The organism is Pannonibacter sp. Q-1 (genome assembly GCF_054073275.1).
In genome coordinates this window covers 655423-671714 of sequence record NZ_JBSXNB010000002.1, presented here as the reverse complement: position 1 = coordinate 671714, position 16292 = coordinate 655423, and the positions used below count along the sequence as shown (strand labels likewise).

General features: G+C 62.6%; 12 protein-coding genes and 3 tRNA genes. 14 read left to right on the top strand and 1 reads right to left on the bottom strand.

The annotated features are described in order from the left end of the window. Positions 1-26 precede the first annotated feature (26 nt). Positions 27-521 carry a hypothetical protein gene (locus tag ACVNHC_RS07105; protein WP_457166813.1) on the top strand — a complete coding sequence of 165 codons (495 nt, stop codon included), beginning with the start codon at positions 27-29 and terminating at the stop codon, positions 519-521. A 47-nt stretch (positions 522-568) separates the two neighbouring features. Here ACVNHC_RS07105 and ACVNHC_RS07100 read toward each other — a convergent pair whose 3' ends face one another. Continuing rightward, positions 569-1393 carry a TrmH family RNA methyltransferase gene (locus tag ACVNHC_RS07100; protein ID WP_058900188.1) on the bottom strand — a complete coding sequence of 275 codons (825 nt, stop codon included), beginning with the start codon at positions 1391-1393 and terminating at the stop codon, positions 569-571. Positions 1394-1797: 404 nt separating this feature from the next. Here ACVNHC_RS07100 and ACVNHC_RS07095 point away from each other — a divergent pair. From ACVNHC_RS07095 to ACVNHC_RS07035, 13 genes are all read left to right on the top strand, one after another. Beyond that, positions 1798-1882, top strand: a tRNA-Tyr gene (locus ACVNHC_RS07095). 22 nt (positions 1883-1904) lie between these two features. Further along, positions 1905-1978: transfer RNA gene (locus ACVNHC_RS07090), tRNA-Gly, on the top strand. A 173-nt stretch (positions 1979-2151) separates the two neighbouring features. Next, complete coding sequence (tuf, locus tag ACVNHC_RS07085; RefSeq protein ID WP_058900184.1) at positions 2152-3342, top strand: elongation factor Tu; 1191 nt, start codon at positions 2152-2154, stop codon at positions 3340-3342. A gap of 117 nt (positions 3343-3459) precedes the next feature. Then, positions 3460-3535: transfer RNA gene (locus ACVNHC_RS07080), tRNA-Trp, on the top strand. A gap of 104 nt (positions 3536-3639) precedes the next feature. Further along, complete coding sequence (secE, locus tag ACVNHC_RS07075) at positions 3640-3837, top strand: preprotein translocase subunit SecE (protein WP_019966700.1); 198 nt, start codon at positions 3640-3642, stop codon at positions 3835-3837. Positions 3838-3878: 41 nt separating this feature from the next. Next, the gene (nusG, locus tag ACVNHC_RS07070; protein ID WP_430512646.1) at positions 3879-4409 is read left to right on the top strand and encodes a transcription termination/antitermination protein NusG; all 531 of its coding nucleotides are present in this window, start codon (positions 3879-3881) and stop codon (positions 4407-4409) included. A gap of 159 nt (positions 4410-4568) precedes the next feature. Then, positions 4569-4997, top strand: a complete 429-nt coding sequence (gene rplK, locus ACVNHC_RS07065; protein ID WP_019966698.1) for a 50S ribosomal protein L11 — start codon at positions 4569-4571, stop codon at positions 4995-4997. A 4-nt stretch (positions 4998-5001) separates the two neighbouring features. Next, the gene (rplA, locus tag ACVNHC_RS07060) at positions 5002-5697 is read left to right on the top strand and encodes a 50S ribosomal protein L1 (protein ID WP_019966697.1); all 696 of its coding nucleotides are present in this window, start codon (positions 5002-5004) and stop codon (positions 5695-5697) included. 403 nt (positions 5698-6100) lie between these two features. Then, entirely contained in the window at positions 6101-6619 is a 519-nt protein-coding gene (gene rplJ, locus ACVNHC_RS07055) for a 50S ribosomal protein L10 (protein WP_050475500.1), read from the top strand. Positions 6620-6684: 65 nt separating this feature from the next. Further along, positions 6685-7056, top strand: a complete 372-nt coding sequence (gene rplL / locus ACVNHC_RS07050) for a 50S ribosomal protein L7/L12 (RefSeq protein ID WP_019966695.1) — start codon at positions 6685-6687, stop codon at positions 7054-7056. A 190-nt stretch (positions 7057-7246) separates the two neighbouring features. Further along, positions 7247-11383, top strand: a complete 4137-nt coding sequence (gene rpoB / locus ACVNHC_RS07045; protein WP_058900187.1) for a DNA-directed RNA polymerase subunit beta — start codon at positions 7247-7249, stop codon at positions 11381-11383. A gap of 97 nt (positions 11384-11480) precedes the next feature. Next, positions 11481-15680: a DNA-directed RNA polymerase subunit beta' gene (gene rpoC / locus ACVNHC_RS07040; RefSeq protein ID WP_058900186.1), complete on the top strand. Its 4200-nt coding sequence runs from the start codon at positions 11481-11483 to the stop codon at positions 15678-15680. A 71-nt stretch (positions 15681-15751) separates the two neighbouring features. Next, positions 15752-16051 carry a hypothetical protein gene (locus ACVNHC_RS07035; protein ID WP_050475501.1) on the top strand — a complete coding sequence of 100 codons (300 nt, stop codon included), beginning with the start codon at positions 15752-15754 and terminating at the stop codon, positions 16049-16051. Positions 16052-16292: the final 241 nt, after the last annotated feature.

Sequence of the window (16292 nt, the reverse complement as noted above, 5' to 3'; positions counted from 1 at the left end):
TGACGCGTGACAAGGCAGAAAGCACCATGAGCACCGAGCCCCGCAAGACCGCAGACGCGCACCCGCAGGCCCCTTCCTGTCCGGGCGGGGCGGTCAGTGTGCTTTCGTCCGACGAGCAGACGGTGGTGCAGGTGCTGCGGCTGATCTGCCTGTCCTATGCCCGGCCGCAGAGCCAGGCCTGGGAGCAGGCGCTGCTGACGGCGCAGGCCGGGTTCGGGGCTGGGCTCGGCGGAGAGGTTGCGGTGGCGGTGATGCGGCTGATGCGGGCGATCCGCGCCGTGCGCCAGACAACGTTCCGCTTCCGTGATCCGGGCTGCCCCTGCTGCCGCACCAGCCTGTCCGATCAGGAGGGCAGGGTGCTGGCCATGGTGCGTGCCGCGCTGGCCGACCCGGTGCATCCGGCGCTGATCGATGCGATGATCCTGTGCGAGGGCGGCCCGGTAAACCGGGTGCTGCTGGAGGCGGACCGGCTGGCCGGCCTCCTGCACAGGCGCAGCGCGGCCCATCAGCAGGCCGCATAAGATCAGCTGCAGAGTTTTTGCGCGGGAGAGCCTCCCGCGCAAGACGATCAAAGCCCCATCTTGCTCCGGGCCAGATAGAGCGACAGAACGGCGGCATTGGACACGTTGAGCGAGCGGATCTCGCCCGGCATGTCGAGACGGGCCGTTGTGTCGCAGGCGGCGCGCACGCCGGGGCGCACGCCCTTGCCTTCAGAGCCCAGCACCAGCACGGTCTTGCTGCCGAAGGTGGTCTCTTCCAGCGTCGCCGGGCCATCGCTGTCGAGGGCGACGCGGAAGAAGCCCTGCTCACCCATCTCTTCCAGAAATTTGGCGAGGTTCTTCACCCGCACGTGCCGGATCATGTCCAGCGCGCCGGACGCGGACTTGGCGAGCACGGAGCCTTCCTCCGGCGCGTGGCGCTCGGTGGTGACAACGGCATCGGCGGCAAGCGCCACGGCAGAGCGCAGGATCGCACCCACATTATGCGGATCGGTCACCTGGTCGAGCGCCAGTACCAGCCTTGCGCCCTTCAGTTCCTTCACCCCATAGGCGGGCAGGGGATCGGCTTCCAGAATCATGCCCTGATGCACGGCATCGCGGGTGACCATGCGGTCGAGCGCGCGGGGCATCTGGATATCAACGGGCACGTCAATCTTGACGCCGCGCTCCTCGAGCCGGTTCACCGCATTCTCCGTTGCATAGAGACGGATGCGGCGGCGGTCCCGGTTGCGGAAGGCGGCTTCCACGGTGTGCAGGCCGTAAAGCAGCACAGGGCCCTCCGGCGGCAGGCCGGGGCGGCGCGGGGCGGGCTTGACGAAGCCCTGTCCCTTGCCGGGACGGGCCTTGCTGGTGAAGGGGCGCCCGCGCTGCGGGCCGGAAGAATGTTCGCTCATGCCGCTCTCCTACTCTCTATATGCAGGAGGGGGAAGAGGGAGGCGGCTGACACGGCCGAATGCGCTTGCAGATTCTCGGGCAGTGACAGGCTGAAGGCTTCATCCACAGGCGGCCGGGAGACCGGCGCCGCAATGCAGCAAAGACGGCGCATATCCGGCCAAGCCTGTGCAAAACTTCATGAAACCGCTGGAAGGGCAGGGAAACCCTAGGGCGGCGGGAGCTGCCCCGCAGAACCGGCGAAGCGGAAAATCGGCTGACGGCGAATTTTCTTGAAAGAAATCCAAATCGGCGTTGACAGCAGGGAACCCTATCTGCATAACACGCGCCACAGGACACCCCGGCCGGTTGGACGGGGCGGTCTGTGAAGCCATCCTGACTGCTTCGGACAGAGGCTCGACGGAATGGAGGAGTGCCCGAGTGGCTAAAGGGGACGGACTGTAAATCCGTTGGCTAAGCCTACGTTGGTTCGAATCCAACCTCCTCCACCATCGTCTCCCGAAGTCCGGGTCAGCGGGTGTAGCTCAATGGTAGAGCAGCAGCCTTCCAAGCTGATGACGAGGGTTCGATTCCCTTCACCCGCTCCATCACTGGGTGCCGATCAGATTGACCGGTGCGGGCTTCGCTCGCTCAGGGTCCTGGAAAGAACGGGAAGCAATTCGTATTGGCCGCGGCGCCTGGAATGGCTGCCGGTGCCGCCGGAAAGCGTCCCGCCTCGAACCTGACGACTGAACTGCGTAACAGATAGAGAGCGACGCCGATGGCGAAGGAAAAGTTTGAGCGCACGAAGCCGCACGTGAACATTGGCACGATCGGCCACGTTGACCACGGCAAGACGACGCTGACCGCGGCGATCACGATGACGCTGGCTGAGACCGGCGGCGCGGTTGCCAAGGCCTATGACCAGATCGACGCAGCGCCGGAAGAAAAGGCGCGCGGCATCACGATCTCGACGGCACACGTTGAGTATGAGACGGCAAACCGTCACTACGCTCACGTTGACTGCCCGGGTCACGCCGACTACGTCAAGAACATGATCACCGGTGCTGCCCAGATGGACGGCGCGATCCTGGTGTGCTCGGCCGCTGACGGCCCGATGCCGCAGACCCGCGAGCACATCCTGCTCGCCCGTCAGGTCGGCGTGCCGGCTCTGGTGGTGTTCATGAACAAGGTCGACCAGGTCGACGACGAAGAGCTTCTGGATCTCGTCGAGATGGAGCTGCGCGAGCTGCTGTCCTCGTATGACTTCCCGGGCGACGACATTCCGATCGTCAAGGGCTCGGCTCTGGCTGCGGTTGAAAACCGCGACGCCAACATCGGCCGTGACGCCATCCGCGCTCTGATGGACGCCGTTGACGCGTACATCCCGACGCCGGACCGTCCGATCGACATGCCGTTCCTGATGCCGATCGAAGACGTGTTCTCGATCTCCGGCCGTGGCACCGTGGTGACCGGCCGTGTCGAGCGCGGCATCGTGAAGGTGGGTGAGGAAGTCGAGATCGTCGGCATCCGCGACACCAAGAAGACGACCGTGACCGGCGTTGAGATGTTCCGCAAGCTTCTGGACCAGGGTCAGGCAGGCGACAACATCGGCGCGCTGATCCGTGGCGTTGGCCGTGAGGACGTTGAGCGTGGTCAGGTTCTGTGCAAGCCGGGTTCGGTTAAGCCGCACAAGAAGTTCAAGGCCGAAGCCTACATCCTGACGAAGGAAGAAGGCGGCCGTCATACGCCGTTCTTCACGAACTACCGTCCGCAGTTCTACTTCCGCACGACGGACGTGACGGGCATCGTTGAGCTGCCGGAAGGCACGGAAATGGTGATGCCGGGCGACAACATCTCGGTCGTCGTGACGCTGATCGTTCCGATCGCCATGGAAGACGGCCTGCGCTTCGCTATCCGCGAAGGTGGCCGTACCGTCGGCGCCGGCGTGGTGGCATCGATCATCGAGTGATGATGGCGGGCGCCGGCTCATCCGGCGCCTTCCCCTCCGGACTTGAACAACCCCTTGCGGGTTGCCTGAACCGGAGATAAGAACAGGTTTGGACGGAACTTCAGGTCCCGTCCGTGCAGGGGTATAGCTCAGTTGGTAGAGCGGCGGTCTCCAAAACCGCAGGTCGCGGGTTCGAGCCCTGCTGCCCCTGCCATTTTGTTCTTGAATATTGGCCGCCGAGGCCTTATTGAGGACCACTCGGGCGGGGCGCGCGGATGATTCTGCGCGCCCGCTCGTCGTGACAAGACCGGAACCGGAATGGCCAAGAGCAATCCCTTTACGTTTATCCAGCAGGTTCGCTCCGAAGCTGCCAAGGTGACCTGGCCGACCCGCAAGGAAACGGCCGTGACGACTGTCATGGTCTTTGTGATGGTGGTGCTTGCCTCCATCTTCTTTCTTCTGGCGGATCAGCTGATGAGCTGGGGCATTGGCTTGCTCCTCGGCGTGGGCGGTTGACGCCTGCAAGGTTTCACGAGACAGGAAACGGAACTGAGGTCATGGCCAAGCGCTGGTACATTGTGCATGCCTACTCCAATTTCGAGAAGAAGGTAGCCGAGTCCATCCGCGAGAAAGCTGCCCAGAAGGGGCTTTCTGACCTGTTCGAGGAAATCCTCGTTCCGATGGAAAAGGTCGTCGAAGTGCGCCGCGGGCGCAAGGTCGATGCCGAACGCAAATTCTTCCCGGGCTACGTTCTGGTGAAGATGGACATGACCGACGAGGCGTTCCATCTGATCAAGAACACCCCCAAGGTCAGTGGCTTCCTCGGTTCCGAGCAGAGGCCCGTTCCGATTTCGGAGGCCGAGGCGCGCCGCATCCTGAGCCAGGTTCAGGAAGGTGTCGACCGGCCGAAGCCGTCGGTCAGTTTCGAGGTTGGCGAGCAGGTCCGCGTATCGGACGGCCCGTTTGCCTCCTTCTCCGGCCTCGTCGAGGAAGTGGACGAAGAGCGCGCGCGCCTCAAGGTTGCCGTGTCGATCTTTGGCCGCCCGACGCCGGTCGAACTGGAATTTGGTCAGGTCGACAAGGTCTGATCAAGCTGGCCGCCCACGGGCGGCCAAAGCTGCATGGAGGCCATCATGGCCTTCGCGCAGAAGAGGGTGGCAGGTAAGGCGCGCCTACGCCGGGCGTGTCAAGCCAGACCACCCGCTCCTGAATGCCGGTTTATCCGGCTTACTCGCTAGGAGAGTATAATGGCGAAGAAAATCGAAGGTTACATCAAGCTGCAGGTGGCAGCCGGCTCCGCTACGCCGTCGCCCCCGATCGGTCCCGCGCTGGGTCAGCGCGGCCTCAACATCATGGAATTCTGCAAGGCGTTCAACGCGCAGACCCAGGATATCGAGAAGGGCGCTCCGTGCCCGGTCGTGATCACCTATTTCTCCGACAAGTCCTTCACCTTCCAGATCAAGACCGCTCCGGTCAGCTTCTTCCTGAAGAAGGCTGCTGGTCTGAAGTCCGGTTCCAAGACCCCGGGCCGCGGCACGGTTGGCAAGGTGAACAAGGCGCAGGTGCGTGAAATCGCCACCGCCAAGATGAAGGACCTCAACGCGAACGACGTGGAAGCGGCGATGCGCATGGTTGAGGGTTCTGCCCGTTCGATGGGCCTCGAGGTCACGGAGTAAGATCATGGCGAAGATTGGCAAGCGTATCCGTGCTGCTCGTGAAGGCATCGACAGCAACAAGACCTACGCCCTCGGCGAAGCCCTGACCCTGCTCAAGGACCGCGCCAAGGTGAAGTTCGACGAAACCATCGAAGTTGCGATCAACCTCGGCGTTGACCCGCGTCACGCTGACCAGATGGTCCGCGGCGTCTGCGTGCTGCCGAACGGCACCGGCAAGACCGTTCGCGTCGCCGTGTTTGCCCGTGGCGACAAGGCTGAAGAAGCCAAGGCTGCCGGCGCAGACATCGTTGGCGCCGAAGAGCTGGTCAACGAAGTGCAGGGCGGCAAGATCGACTTCGACCGCTGCATTGCAACCCCGGACATGATGCCGCTGGTCGGCCGTCTTGGTAAGGTGCTTGGCCCGCGCGGCCTGATGCCGAACCCCAAGGTCGGCACAGTGACCCCGGACGTGGCTTCGGCCGTGCGTGACGCCAAGGGCGGCGCCGTGCAGTTCCGCGTCGAGAAGGCTGGTATCATCCACGCCGGCGTTGGCAAGGTCTCCTTCACCCAGGACGCCCTGGTCGAGAACATCCGCGCTCTCGTGGATGCCGTCCAGAAGGCCAAGCCGAGCGGTTCCAAGGGCCAGTACATGCGCCGTGTTGCCCTGTCGTCTACGATGGGCCCGGGCGTCAAGGTCGACCTGGCTTCGATCAACGGCTGATGCTGCAGACCCGGCAGGGCTTACTGCCGGGTTTCGCGCTGGCCGCAGCGGCGTGACCGGCCTGGAGTTGACGCTCCGGCCCGCACCGCATCCAAGAGGTTCCTCCCGGTTCTGCCGGGAGGCACTGGTCCGGTCCCGTACCGGATCATCCCTGTCCGAGACTGCAGGTGCCGGGAAACCGGTCTAAGCCGAATGGGCCTGCATAGATGGGTGAGAACCAGTTTGTTTCCGGCTTGCCGGGTTTTGCAACGGTTCGAACCAGATGCCTTGCCGCGCTCCAAGCGAGGTGAGGGGACAGGAAACCCTGAGCGTCGCCTGTGACGCGGTACGGGGCTTCCCCGCACCGTCAAGCTGGCGGCAAAGGCAAACCGGTGGCGGAAACGCCATCAAATGGAGTAGGCAAGTGGAAAGAGCGGAAAAGCACGAGTTCGTGACCGCCCTCAACGAAGAGCTGGGTAGCACTTCGGTTGTGGTCGTCGCGCACTATGCGGGTCTCTCGGTTGCACAGATGACCGCGCTGCGGTTGAAAGTGCGTGACGCCGGCGGCACCGTAAAGGTTGCAAAGAACCGCCTTGTAAAGCTTGCCCTTCAAGGCACTGACCTTGAGCACATCAATGGCCTCTTCACGGGCCCGACCCTGATCGCCTATTCGGAAGATCCGGTCGCGGCTCCCAAGGCCATGGTGGAATTCGCCAAGACGACGGACAAGTTCGTCATCCTCGGCGGTGCTCTCGGCAAGACCAACCTGAATGCGGAAGGCGTCAAGTCTCTCGCCACGATGCCGTCGCTCGATGAGCTGCGCGCAAAGCTGGTGGGCATGATCCAGACCCCGGCATCCCGCATCGCCCAGGTTGTCAACGCACCGGCCGGGCAGCTCGCCCGCGTTTTCGGCGCGTATGCCAAGAAGGACGAGGCCGCATAAGGCGCCCCCTAAGCAATACACTGTCTGTAACCAAGCATTTGGTTCGAACGTAAGGTACATAAGAAATGGCTAACCTCGAAAAGCTCGTTGAAGATCTGTCCGCCCTGACCGTCATGGAAGCTGCTGAGCTGTCCAAGATGCTCGAAGAGAAGTGGGGCGTGTCCGCCGCAGCTCCGGTGGCTGTTGCTGCCGTTGCTGCTGCTCCGGCTGCTGCTGTTGAAGAGCAGACCGAATTCGACGTCGTTCTCGCTGACGCTGGCGACAAGAAGATCAACGTGATCAAGGAAGTCCGCGCCATCACCGGCCTCGGCCTGAAGGAAGCCAAGGAGCTCGTCGAAGGCGCTCCGAAGGTTGTCAAGGAGCAGGTCTCCAAGGCTGAAGCCGAAGACCTCAAGAAGAAGCTCGAAGAGGCTGGCGCCAAGGTCGAGCTCAAGTAATAGGATCGAAAGATCCAAGGCGGTCCCGGGCAACCGGGACCGTTTCCTGGCCCCGGCGGGTATAACCCGTTTCCGGGGCATTAGTCCCGAATAGGGGACGGTTATCCGAAGCGCCCGGGCGAAGCTGCCCGATTGGACAAGGGGCGTTGCGGACAGCCGTCACCCAAGGCGATACGAACGAGGAGCGACAATGACCCTAACGTTCAACGGTCGCAAGCGTGTCCGGAAATTCTTCGGATCGATCCGCGATGTAACGGAAATGCCCAACCTCATCGAGGTTCAGAAGGCTTCCTACGACCAGTTCCTGCAGGTTGAGGAGCCCAAGGGCGGCCGTCCCGATGAAGGCCTCCAGGCGGTCTTCAACTCTGTTTTCCCGATTTCCGATTTTGCCGGAACGGCCCTGCTTGAATTCGTCAAGTTCGAATTCGAACAGCCCAAGTACGACGTCGAGGAGTGCCGTCAGCGCAGCATGACCTTTGCTGCCCCGCTGAAGGTGACCCTGCGCCTGATCGTGTTCGATGTCGATGAAGACACCGGCGCCAAGTCCGTCAAGGACATCAAGGAGCAGGACGTCTACATGGGGGACATCCCCTTCATGACCGAGAACGGTACGTTCGTCGTGAACGGCACCGAGCGCGTCATCGTGTCCCAGATGCACCGTTCCCCGGGCGTGTTCTTCGATCATGACAAGGGCAAGACCCATTCCAGCGGCAAGCTGCTGTTTGCTGCCCGCGTGATCCCGTACCGCGGTTCCTGGCTCGACATCGAGTTCGACGCCAAGGACATCGTCTATGCGCGTATCGACCGCCGCCGCAAGATTCCGGTCACCTCCCTGCTGATGGCCCTCGGCCTCGACGGCGAAGAGATCCTGAACACCTTCTACCAGCGCATCGAATATTCGCGCGCGGGCAAGGGTTCCTGGCGCATGCCGTTCGACGGCGACCGCCTCAAGGGCAACAAGGCTTCCTACGATCTGATCGACGCCGACACCGGCGAAGTCGTGATCGAAGCCGGCCGCAAGGTCACCGCACGCACGATCAAGCAGCTCACCGAAAAGGGCGTCAAGGCCCTGAAGGTGACCGACGAAGACCTGCACGGCCAGTATCTGGCCGAGGACGTCGTCGACTTCGTGACCGGCGAGATCTACGCTGAAGCCGGTGACGAGATCAGCGCCAAGCTGCTCGACGAGCTGATCCAGCGCGGCTACGAGGACCTGACCGTTCTCGATATCGACCACATCAACACCGGCGCTTATGTCCGCAACACGCTTGCTGCGGACAAGAACGAGAGCCGTGAAGATGCGCTGTTCGACATCTACCGCGTGATGCGTCCGGGCGAGCCGCCCACCCTGGATTCCGCTGAAGCGATGTTCCAGTCGCTGTTCTTTGACGCCGAGCGTTACGACCTGTCTGCGGTCGGCCGCGTCAAGATGAACATGCGCCTCGACCTGACCTGCCCGGACACCGTGCGCACCCTGCGCAAGGAAGACATCCTGGCCGTGATCCGGCTGCTGCTCGACCTGCGCGACGGCAAGGGCGAGATCGACGACATCGACAACCTCGGCAACCGCCGTGTGCGTTCGGTCGGCGAACTCATGGAGAACCAGTACCGCGTCGGCCTGCTGCGCATGGAACGTGCGATCAAGGAGCGCATGAGCTCTGTCGACATCGACACGGTCATGCCGCAGGACCTGATCAACGCCAAGCCGGCCGCAGCTGCCGTGCGCGAGTTCTTCGGCTCCTCGCAGCTCAGCCAGTTCATGGACCAGACCAACCCGCTGTCCGAAGTGACGCACAAGCGCCGCCTGTCGGCTCTTGGACCGGGCGGTCTGACGCGTGAGCGCGCCGGCTTCGAAGTCCGCGACGTGCATCCGACCCACTATGGCCGTATCTGCCCGATCGAGACGCCGGAAGGCCCGAACATCGGTCTGATCAACTCGCTGGCGACCTTCGCCCGCGTGAACAAGTACGGCTTTATCGAGAGCCCGTACCGCAAGGTGCGCGATGGCATCGTCTCCGACGAGGTCGTCTATCTCTCGGCCATGGAAGAAGCCAAGCACTACGTCGCCCAGTCCAACGCTGTCCTCGACGAGGGCAACCGTCTGGTGGAAGAGCTGGTCACCTGCCGTCATGCCGGTGAAAACATGCTCGTTCCGTCCGACCGCGTGGACCTGATGGACGTGTCGCCGAAGCAGCTGGTTTCGGTCGCTGCCGCGCTCATTCCGTTCCTGGAAAACGACGACGCCAACCGCGCGCTCATGGGCTCGAACATGCAGCGTCAGGCCGTGCCGCTGGTGCGCGCCGAAGCGCCGTTCGTCGGCACCGGCATGGAGCCGATCGTGGCCCGTGACTCCGGCGCTGCCATCGGTGCCCGCCGCGGCGGTGTGGTCGACCAGGTGGATGCGACCCGTATCGTTATCCGCGCCACGGAAGATCTCGATCCGTCCAAGTCGGGCGTCGACATCTACCGCCTGATGAAGTTCCAGCGTTCCAACCAGAACACCTGTATCAACCAGCGTCCGCTGGTCCGCGTCGGTGACGTCATCTCCAAGGGTGACATCATTGCTGACGGCCCGTCGACGGATCTGGGCGATCTGGCCCTCGGCCGCAACGTGCTCGTCGCGTTCATGCCGTGGAACGGCTACAACTTCGAGGACTCCATCCTCCTGTCCGAACGCATCGTGTCCGATGACGTCTTCACCTCGATCCATCTGGAAGAGTTTGAAGTCGCCGCCCGTGACACCAAGCTCGGACCGGAAGAAATCACGCGCGACATTCCGAACGTCTCGGAAGAAGCGCTGAAGAACCTCGACGAAGCCGGCATCGTCTACATCGGCGCCGAAGTGAAGCCGGGCGACATCCTCGTCGGCAAGATCACGCCGAAGGGCGAAAGCCCGATGACGCCGGAAGAAAAGCTTCTGCGTGCCATCTTCGGTGAAAAGGCTTCGGACGTCCGCGACACCTCCCTGCGTCTGCCGCCCGGCGTTGCCGGCACGGTCGTGGAAGTGCGCGTGTTCAACCGTCACGGCGTCGAGAAGGACGAGCGTGCGATGGCCATCGAGCGCGAGGAAATCGAGCGCCTGGCCAAGGACCGCGACGACGAGCAGGCAATCCTTGACCGCAACGTCTATGGCCGTCTGGCCGAGATGCTGCTGGGCAAGACCGCCATTGCCGGCCCGAAGGGCTTCAAGAAGGACACCAACCTGACCGGTGATGTCCTTGGCGAATACCCGCGTTCGCAGTGGTGGCAGTTTGCCATGGACGATGAAAAGTTCATGAGCGAAGTGGAAGCTCTGCGTGGCCAGTATGACGAAAGCCGCAAGCGCCTCGAGCAGCGTTTCATCGACAAGGTGGAGAAGCTGCAGCGCGGTGACGAGCTGCCCCCGGGCGTCATGAAGATGGTCAAGGTCTTCGTCGCCGTGAAGCGCAAGATCCAGCCGGGCGACAAGATGGCCGGCCGTCACGGCAACAAGGGCGTGGTCTCCAAGATCAACCCGAACGAGGACATGCCGTTCCTGGCGGACGGCACGCATGTCGACATCGTGCTCAACCCGCTGGGCGTGCCGTCGCGCATGAACGTCGGCCAGATCCTCGAGACCCACCTTGGGTGGGCCTGCGCAGGCATGGGCCGCAAGATCGGCGAGCTCTATGATGAGTACCGCAAGACGGGTGAGATCCAAGCTCTGAAGGGCGAGATCCACGAACTCTACGGCGACAACATCAAGGGCGATGCGGTTAAGCGTTACGATGACGAGAGCGTCCTGCGTCTTGCCGAACAGCTGAAGAAGGGCGTTTCGATTGCAACGCCGGTCTTCGACGGCGCGCATGAGCCGGACATCGTGGAGATGCTCGACGCAGCTGGCCTTGACGCCAGCGGCCAGTCGACCCTCTACGACGGGCGGACGGGTGAAACCTTCGACCGCAAGGTCACCGTGGGTTACATCTACATGCTCAAGCTGCACCACCTCGTGGACGACAAGATCCACGCCCGTTCGATTGGACCTTACTCGCTCGTGACCCAGCAGCCGCTGGGTGGCAAGGCGCAGTTCGGCGGCCAGCGCTTCGGTGAAATGGAGGTGTGGGCCCTTGAAGCATATGGCGCTGCCTACACGCTGCAGGAAATGCTGACCGTGAAGTCGGATGACGTTGCGGGCCGCACGAAGGTCTACGAGGCTATTGTCCGTGGTGATGACACGTTCGAGGCCGGCATTCCGGAGAGCTTCAACGTTCTCGTGAAGGAAATGCGGTCGCTGGGTCTCAACGTGGAACTTCAGCAGTCTGACCTTACCGCAATTACCGACGAGCCCGCGGCAGACGCGGCAGAGTGATCTGCGGGCATGAAAAAGACTGAAACAGGACGTACAGTGCAGGAAAAGGGGAGTGGGCACGGCCCGCTCCCCATCCGTGCATCGAAGGAGAGAGCCCATGAATCATGAGGTCATGAACCTGTTCAACCAGCAGGCTCCTGCGCAGACCTTCGACCAGATCCGGATTTCTCTCGCCAGCCCCGAGCGGATCATGTCTTGGTCCTATGGTGAGATCAAGAAGCCGGAGACGATCAACTACCGCACGTTCAAGCCTGAGCGTGATGGTCTGTTCTGCGCCCGTATCTTTGGCCCGATCAAGGACTACGAATGCTTGTGCGGCAAGTACAAGCGCATGAAGTACAAGGGCGTCATCTGTGAGAAGTGCGGCGTCGAAGTGACGCTGAGCCGCGTGCGCCGCGAGCGCATGGGCCACATCGAGCTGGCCGCCCCGGTTGCGCATATCTGGTTCCTGAAGTCGCTGCCCTCCCGCATCGGCCTTCTGCTGGACATGACGCTGAAGGATCTGGAGCGCGTGCTCTATTTCGAGAACTATGTTGTTCTCGAGCCGGGCCTGACCCCGCTGAAGCAGAACCAGCTGCTGAGCGAGGAAGAGTATATCAGCGCCCAGGACGAGTACGGCGAGGACGCCTTCACGGCGATGATCGGCGCGGAAGCCATCCGCGAGATGCTGATGTCGCTGGATCTGGTGCGCGAAAGCGAGAAGCTGCGCGTCGAGATCGCCGAAGCGACCACCGAGCTGAAGCCGAAGAAGCTGGCCAAGCGCCTCAAGGTCATCGAAGCCTTCACCGAGTCGGGCAACCGTCCGGAATGGATGATCATGACCGTGATTCCGGTGATCCCGCCGGATCTGCGCCCGCTTGTTCCGCTGGACGGCGGCCGTTTCGCGACGTCGGATCTGAACGATCTGTACCGCCGCGTGATCAACCGCAACAACCGTCTGAAGCGCCTGATCGAGCTGCGTGCGCCGGATATCATCATCCGCAACGAAAAGCGCATGCTGCAGGAGTCCGTTGACGCCCTGTTCGACAACGGCCGCCGCGGCCGTGTCATCACCGGTGCCAACAAGCGTCCGCTGAAGTCGCTGTCCGACATGCTCAAGGGCAAGCAGGGCCGCTTCCGTCAGAACCTGCTCGGCAAGCGCGTCGACTATTCCGGCCGTTCGGTGATCACCGTGGGTCCGGAGCTGAAGCTGCACCAGTGCGGCCTGCCGAAGAAGATGGCTCTCGAGCTGTTCAAGCCCTTCATCTATTCGCGTCTCGACGCGAAGGGCTTCTCCTCGACCGTCAAGCAGGCCAAGAAGCTGGTGGAGAAGGAGCGTCCGGAAGTCTGGGATATCCTCGACGAGGTCATCCGTGAGCACCCGGTTCTTCTGAACCGTGCGCCGACGCTGCACCGTCTCGGCATCCAGGCGTTCGAACCGACACTGATCGAAGGCAAGGCCATCCAGCTGCACCCGCTCGTCTGCTCGGCTTTCAACGCCGACTTCGACGGTGACCAGATGGCCGTGCACGTGCCGCTTTCGCTGGAAGCCCAGCTGGAAGCCCGCACGCTGATGATGTCGACCAACAACATCCTGCATCCGGCCAACGGCGGCCCGATCATCGTTCCGTCTCAGGATATCGTTCTGGGTCTCTATTATCTGTCGATCATGGCAGAGAAGGAGCCGGGCGAAGGCATGGCCTTCGGCAACATGGGCGAGATCCAGCACGCGCTGGCCAACAAGGTCATCACGCTGCACACGAAGATCCGCGGACGCTTCCGCTCGATCGACGCTGACGGCAACCCGACCTCCGGCATCTTCGAGACGACGCCGGGCCGCATGATGATTGCCGAACTGCTGCCGAAGCATCACGAGGTTCCCTTCGACACCTGCAACAGGCTGATGACGAAGAAGGAAGTCTCGCGCATGATCGACACCGTCTACCGCGCCTGCGGTCAGAAGGAGACGGTCATTTTCTGCGACCGCATCATGCAGCTCGGTTTCCGCAATGCGTGCAGCGCCGGCATCTCGTTCGGCAAGGACGACATGGTGATCCCGGACACCAAGCAGAAGCTGGTGGGCGAGACGGCCGCGATGGTTGCCGAATACGAGCAGCAGTACAACGACGGCCTGATCACTCAGGGCGAGAAGTACAACAAGGTGGTTGACGCCTGGGCCAAGTGCACCGACCGCATCGCTGATGAGATGATGAAGCGCATTCAGGCGGTTCAGATCGATCAGGAGACGGGCCGTCAGAAGCCGATGAACTCGGTTTACATGATGTCCCACTCGGGTGCCCGTGGTTCTCCGGCCCAGATGAAGCAGCTTGCCGGCATGCGCGGCCTCATGGCCAAGCCGTCGGGCGAGATCATCGAAAACCCGATCATCTCGAACTTCAAGGAAGGCCTGTCGGTTCTGGAGTACTTCAACTCCACCCACGGCGCCCGTAAGGGTCTGGCTGACACCGCGCTCAAGACGGCGAACTCGGGTTACCTGACCCGCCGCCTCGTGGACGTGGCTCAGGACTCGATCATCCTTGAAGTCGACTGCGGCTCCGAGAACGGCATCACCGTTCAGGCGATCGTGGACGCCGGTCAGGTCATCGCAAGCCTTGGCCAGCGCGTTCTCGGCCGTACGGCGGCAGAAGACGTCTACAACCACGCAACCGGCGAGATCATCGTGCCGAAGGGCCGCATGATCGACGAGAAGGACGTGGAGCTGATCGAGGCTGCCAAGGTTCAGCAGATCAAGATCCGTTCGGTTCTGACCTGTCAGACCGTCACGGGCGTCTGCGGCACCTGCTATGGCCGTGACCTTGCCCGTGGTACGCCGGTCAACATCGGTGAAGCTGTCGGCGTCATCGCCGCTCAGTCGATCGGTGAGCCGGGCACCCAGCTGACCATGCGCACGTTCCACATCGGTGGCACGGCACAGGTGGTGGACAGCTCGTTCATCGAATCCAACGTCGATGGCACGATCAAGATCCGCAACCGCGCCGCCACCCGCGATAGCGATGGCAACCTGATTGCCATGGTGCGCAACATGTCGCTCATCGTCGTTGACAGTGACGGCAACGAGCGCGCTGTCCATCGCGTTACCTACGGCGCCAAGCTGCTGGTGGACGATGGCGATGCGGTCAAGCGCGGCCAGCGTATCGCCGAGTGGGACCCCTACACCCGTCCGATGCTGTCGGAAGTGGATGGTGTGGTCGACTTCGAAGACCTGGTGGACGGCGCTTCGGTGCAGGAAACCACTGACGAGGCGACCGGTATCACCAAGCGTGTCGTCATCGACTGGCGCACGTCGCATCGCGGCCAGGATCTCAAGCCGGCGGTTGTCGTCAAGGACGCCAATGGCTCGATCTGCAAGCTGGCCCGTGGTGGCGACGCCCGCCTGCTGCTTTCGGTGGACGCCATTCTGTCGGTGCAGCCGGGCAACCGGGTGAAGGCTGGTGACGTGCTCGCACGTATCCCGCTGGAAAGCGCCAAGACGAAGGACATCACCGGTGGTCTGCCCCGCGTGGCGGAACTGTTCGAGGCGCGCCGTCCGAAGGACCACGCCATCATCGCGGAAATCAGCGGTACCATCCGCTTCGGCCGCGATTACAAGAACAAGCGCCGCATCATCGTGGAGCCGCATGACGAGGCACTGGAGCCGGTCGAGTACCTGATCCCGAAGGGCAAGCACTTCCATCTGCAGGAAGGCGATGTCATCGAGAAGGGTGAGTACATCCTCGACGGCAACCCGGCGCCGCACGACATTCTGGCGGTCAAGGGCGTGGAAGCGCTCGCGGCCTATCTCGTCAACGAGATCCAGGAAGTCTACCGTCTGCAGGGCGTGGTGATCAACGACAAGCACATCGAGGTGATCGTTCGCCAGATGCTGCAGAAGGTCGAGATCACGGATCCGGGCGAGACCGAGTTCTTCTCGGGCGAGCAGGTCGACCAGCTCGACTTCGACGAGGCGAATGAGCGTGCCATCGACGACGCCAAGACCCCGGCCAAGGGCGTGCCGGTTCTCCTGGGTATCACCAAGGCGAGCCTGCAGACCCGGTCGTTCTTCTCGGCAGCCTCCTTCCAGGAGACGACGCGCGTCCTCACCGACGCCGCCGTCAACGGCAAGATCGACCCGCTGGTCGGCCTGAAGGAGAACGTCATCGTCGGCCGTCTGATCCCGGCCGGTACCGGCGGCGTGATGAAGCGCATCCGTCAGATCGCGACCCACCGCGACGACCTGATCCTCGACGAGCGCCGCAAGCGCTCGGGCGACAGCGCCGCAGAAGGCCTGCTGGAGGATCTGTCCGGCGCCGCCGAGTAAGCGGCCCCGGACCCATGAACCAGAAAGGCCGCCACCCGTGCGGCCTTTCGTTTATCAAGAAGGAGGCCGTGATGGCTGGCAATGACGATGATGCTCCGCTGGAGCCGACGGTCTTCCTGGTGATTGGCCGGGTCTGGGACAGCGAGGACGGCGGGCCGGAAGATGCGGTGCCGATCCATGTGATGCTGACCGCCCCCGATGACGACAGCGCCGTGCGCAAGACGCTGGAAGCGCTGGCAGGGGAGGGCTTTGCCGAGGCCGAGCTCGACCAGATCGGCGTGCTGGAAGGCGAGCCGGATGACCCGACCTATGAAGGCGCCTATCAGGACGCTCTGTCGGGCAACGTGGCGGTGATCACCTTCCGCGATTGACGCAGCAATCGCAGTCAGAAGACCGGGGACGGCAGAGGGCAACAGGCCAGCTGCCGTCCCTGTGCATTTGAGGGAACGGGTTTGCACCGTGTTTACCGTTCCCGCAGGAAGGTTTGGCAGCCCTGCCAGGCGGCAGTGGCCTGATTGGTCCCGCAAGCGGCACCGGGGCAGGGCAGAGTGGTTTGATTCCCTTGTTCTGATTCCTTAACGGGCAAACAACCGGCTCACCGTGCAGTGAGTC

Excerpts from the sequence above, each read along its gene's own strand:
- ACVNHC_RS07105 (WP_457166813.1), top strand. The coding sequence starts at position 27 with ATGAGCACCGAGCCCCGCAAGACCGCAGACGCGCACCCGCAGGCCCCT.
- ACVNHC_RS07100 (WP_058900188.1), bottom strand. The coding sequence starts at position 1,393 with ATGAGCGAACATTCTTCCGGCCCGCAGCGCGGGCGCCCCTTCACCAGC.
- tuf (WP_058900184.1), top strand. The coding sequence starts at position 2,152 with ATGGCGAAGGAAAAGTTTGAGCGCACGAAGCCGCACGTGAACATTGGC.
- secE (WP_019966700.1), top strand. The coding sequence starts at position 3,640 with ATGGCCAAGAGCAATCCCTTTACGTTTATCCAGCAGGTTCGCTCCGAA.
- nusG (WP_430512646.1), top strand. The coding sequence starts at position 3,879 with ATGGCCAAGCGCTGGTACATTGTGCATGCCTACTCCAATTTCGAGAAG.
- rplK (WP_019966698.1), top strand. The coding sequence starts at position 4,569 with ATGGCGAAGAAAATCGAAGGTTACATCAAGCTGCAGGTGGCAGCCGGC.
- rplA (WP_019966697.1), top strand. The coding sequence starts at position 5,002 with ATGGCGAAGATTGGCAAGCGTATCCGTGCTGCTCGTGAAGGCATCGAC.
- rplL (WP_019966695.1), top strand. The coding sequence starts at position 6,685 with ATGGCTAACCTCGAAAAGCTCGTTGAAGATCTGTCCGCCCTGACCGTC.
- rpoB (WP_058900187.1), top strand. The coding sequence starts at position 7,247 with ATGACCCTAACGTTCAACGGTCGCAAGCGTGTCCGGAAATTCTTCGGA.
- rpoC (WP_058900186.1), top strand. The coding sequence starts at position 11,481 with ATGAATCATGAGGTCATGAACCTGTTCAACCAGCAGGCTCCTGCGCAG.
- ACVNHC_RS07035 (WP_050475501.1), top strand. The coding sequence starts at position 15,752 with ATGGCTGGCAATGACGATGATGCTCCGCTGGAGCCGACGGTCTTCCTG.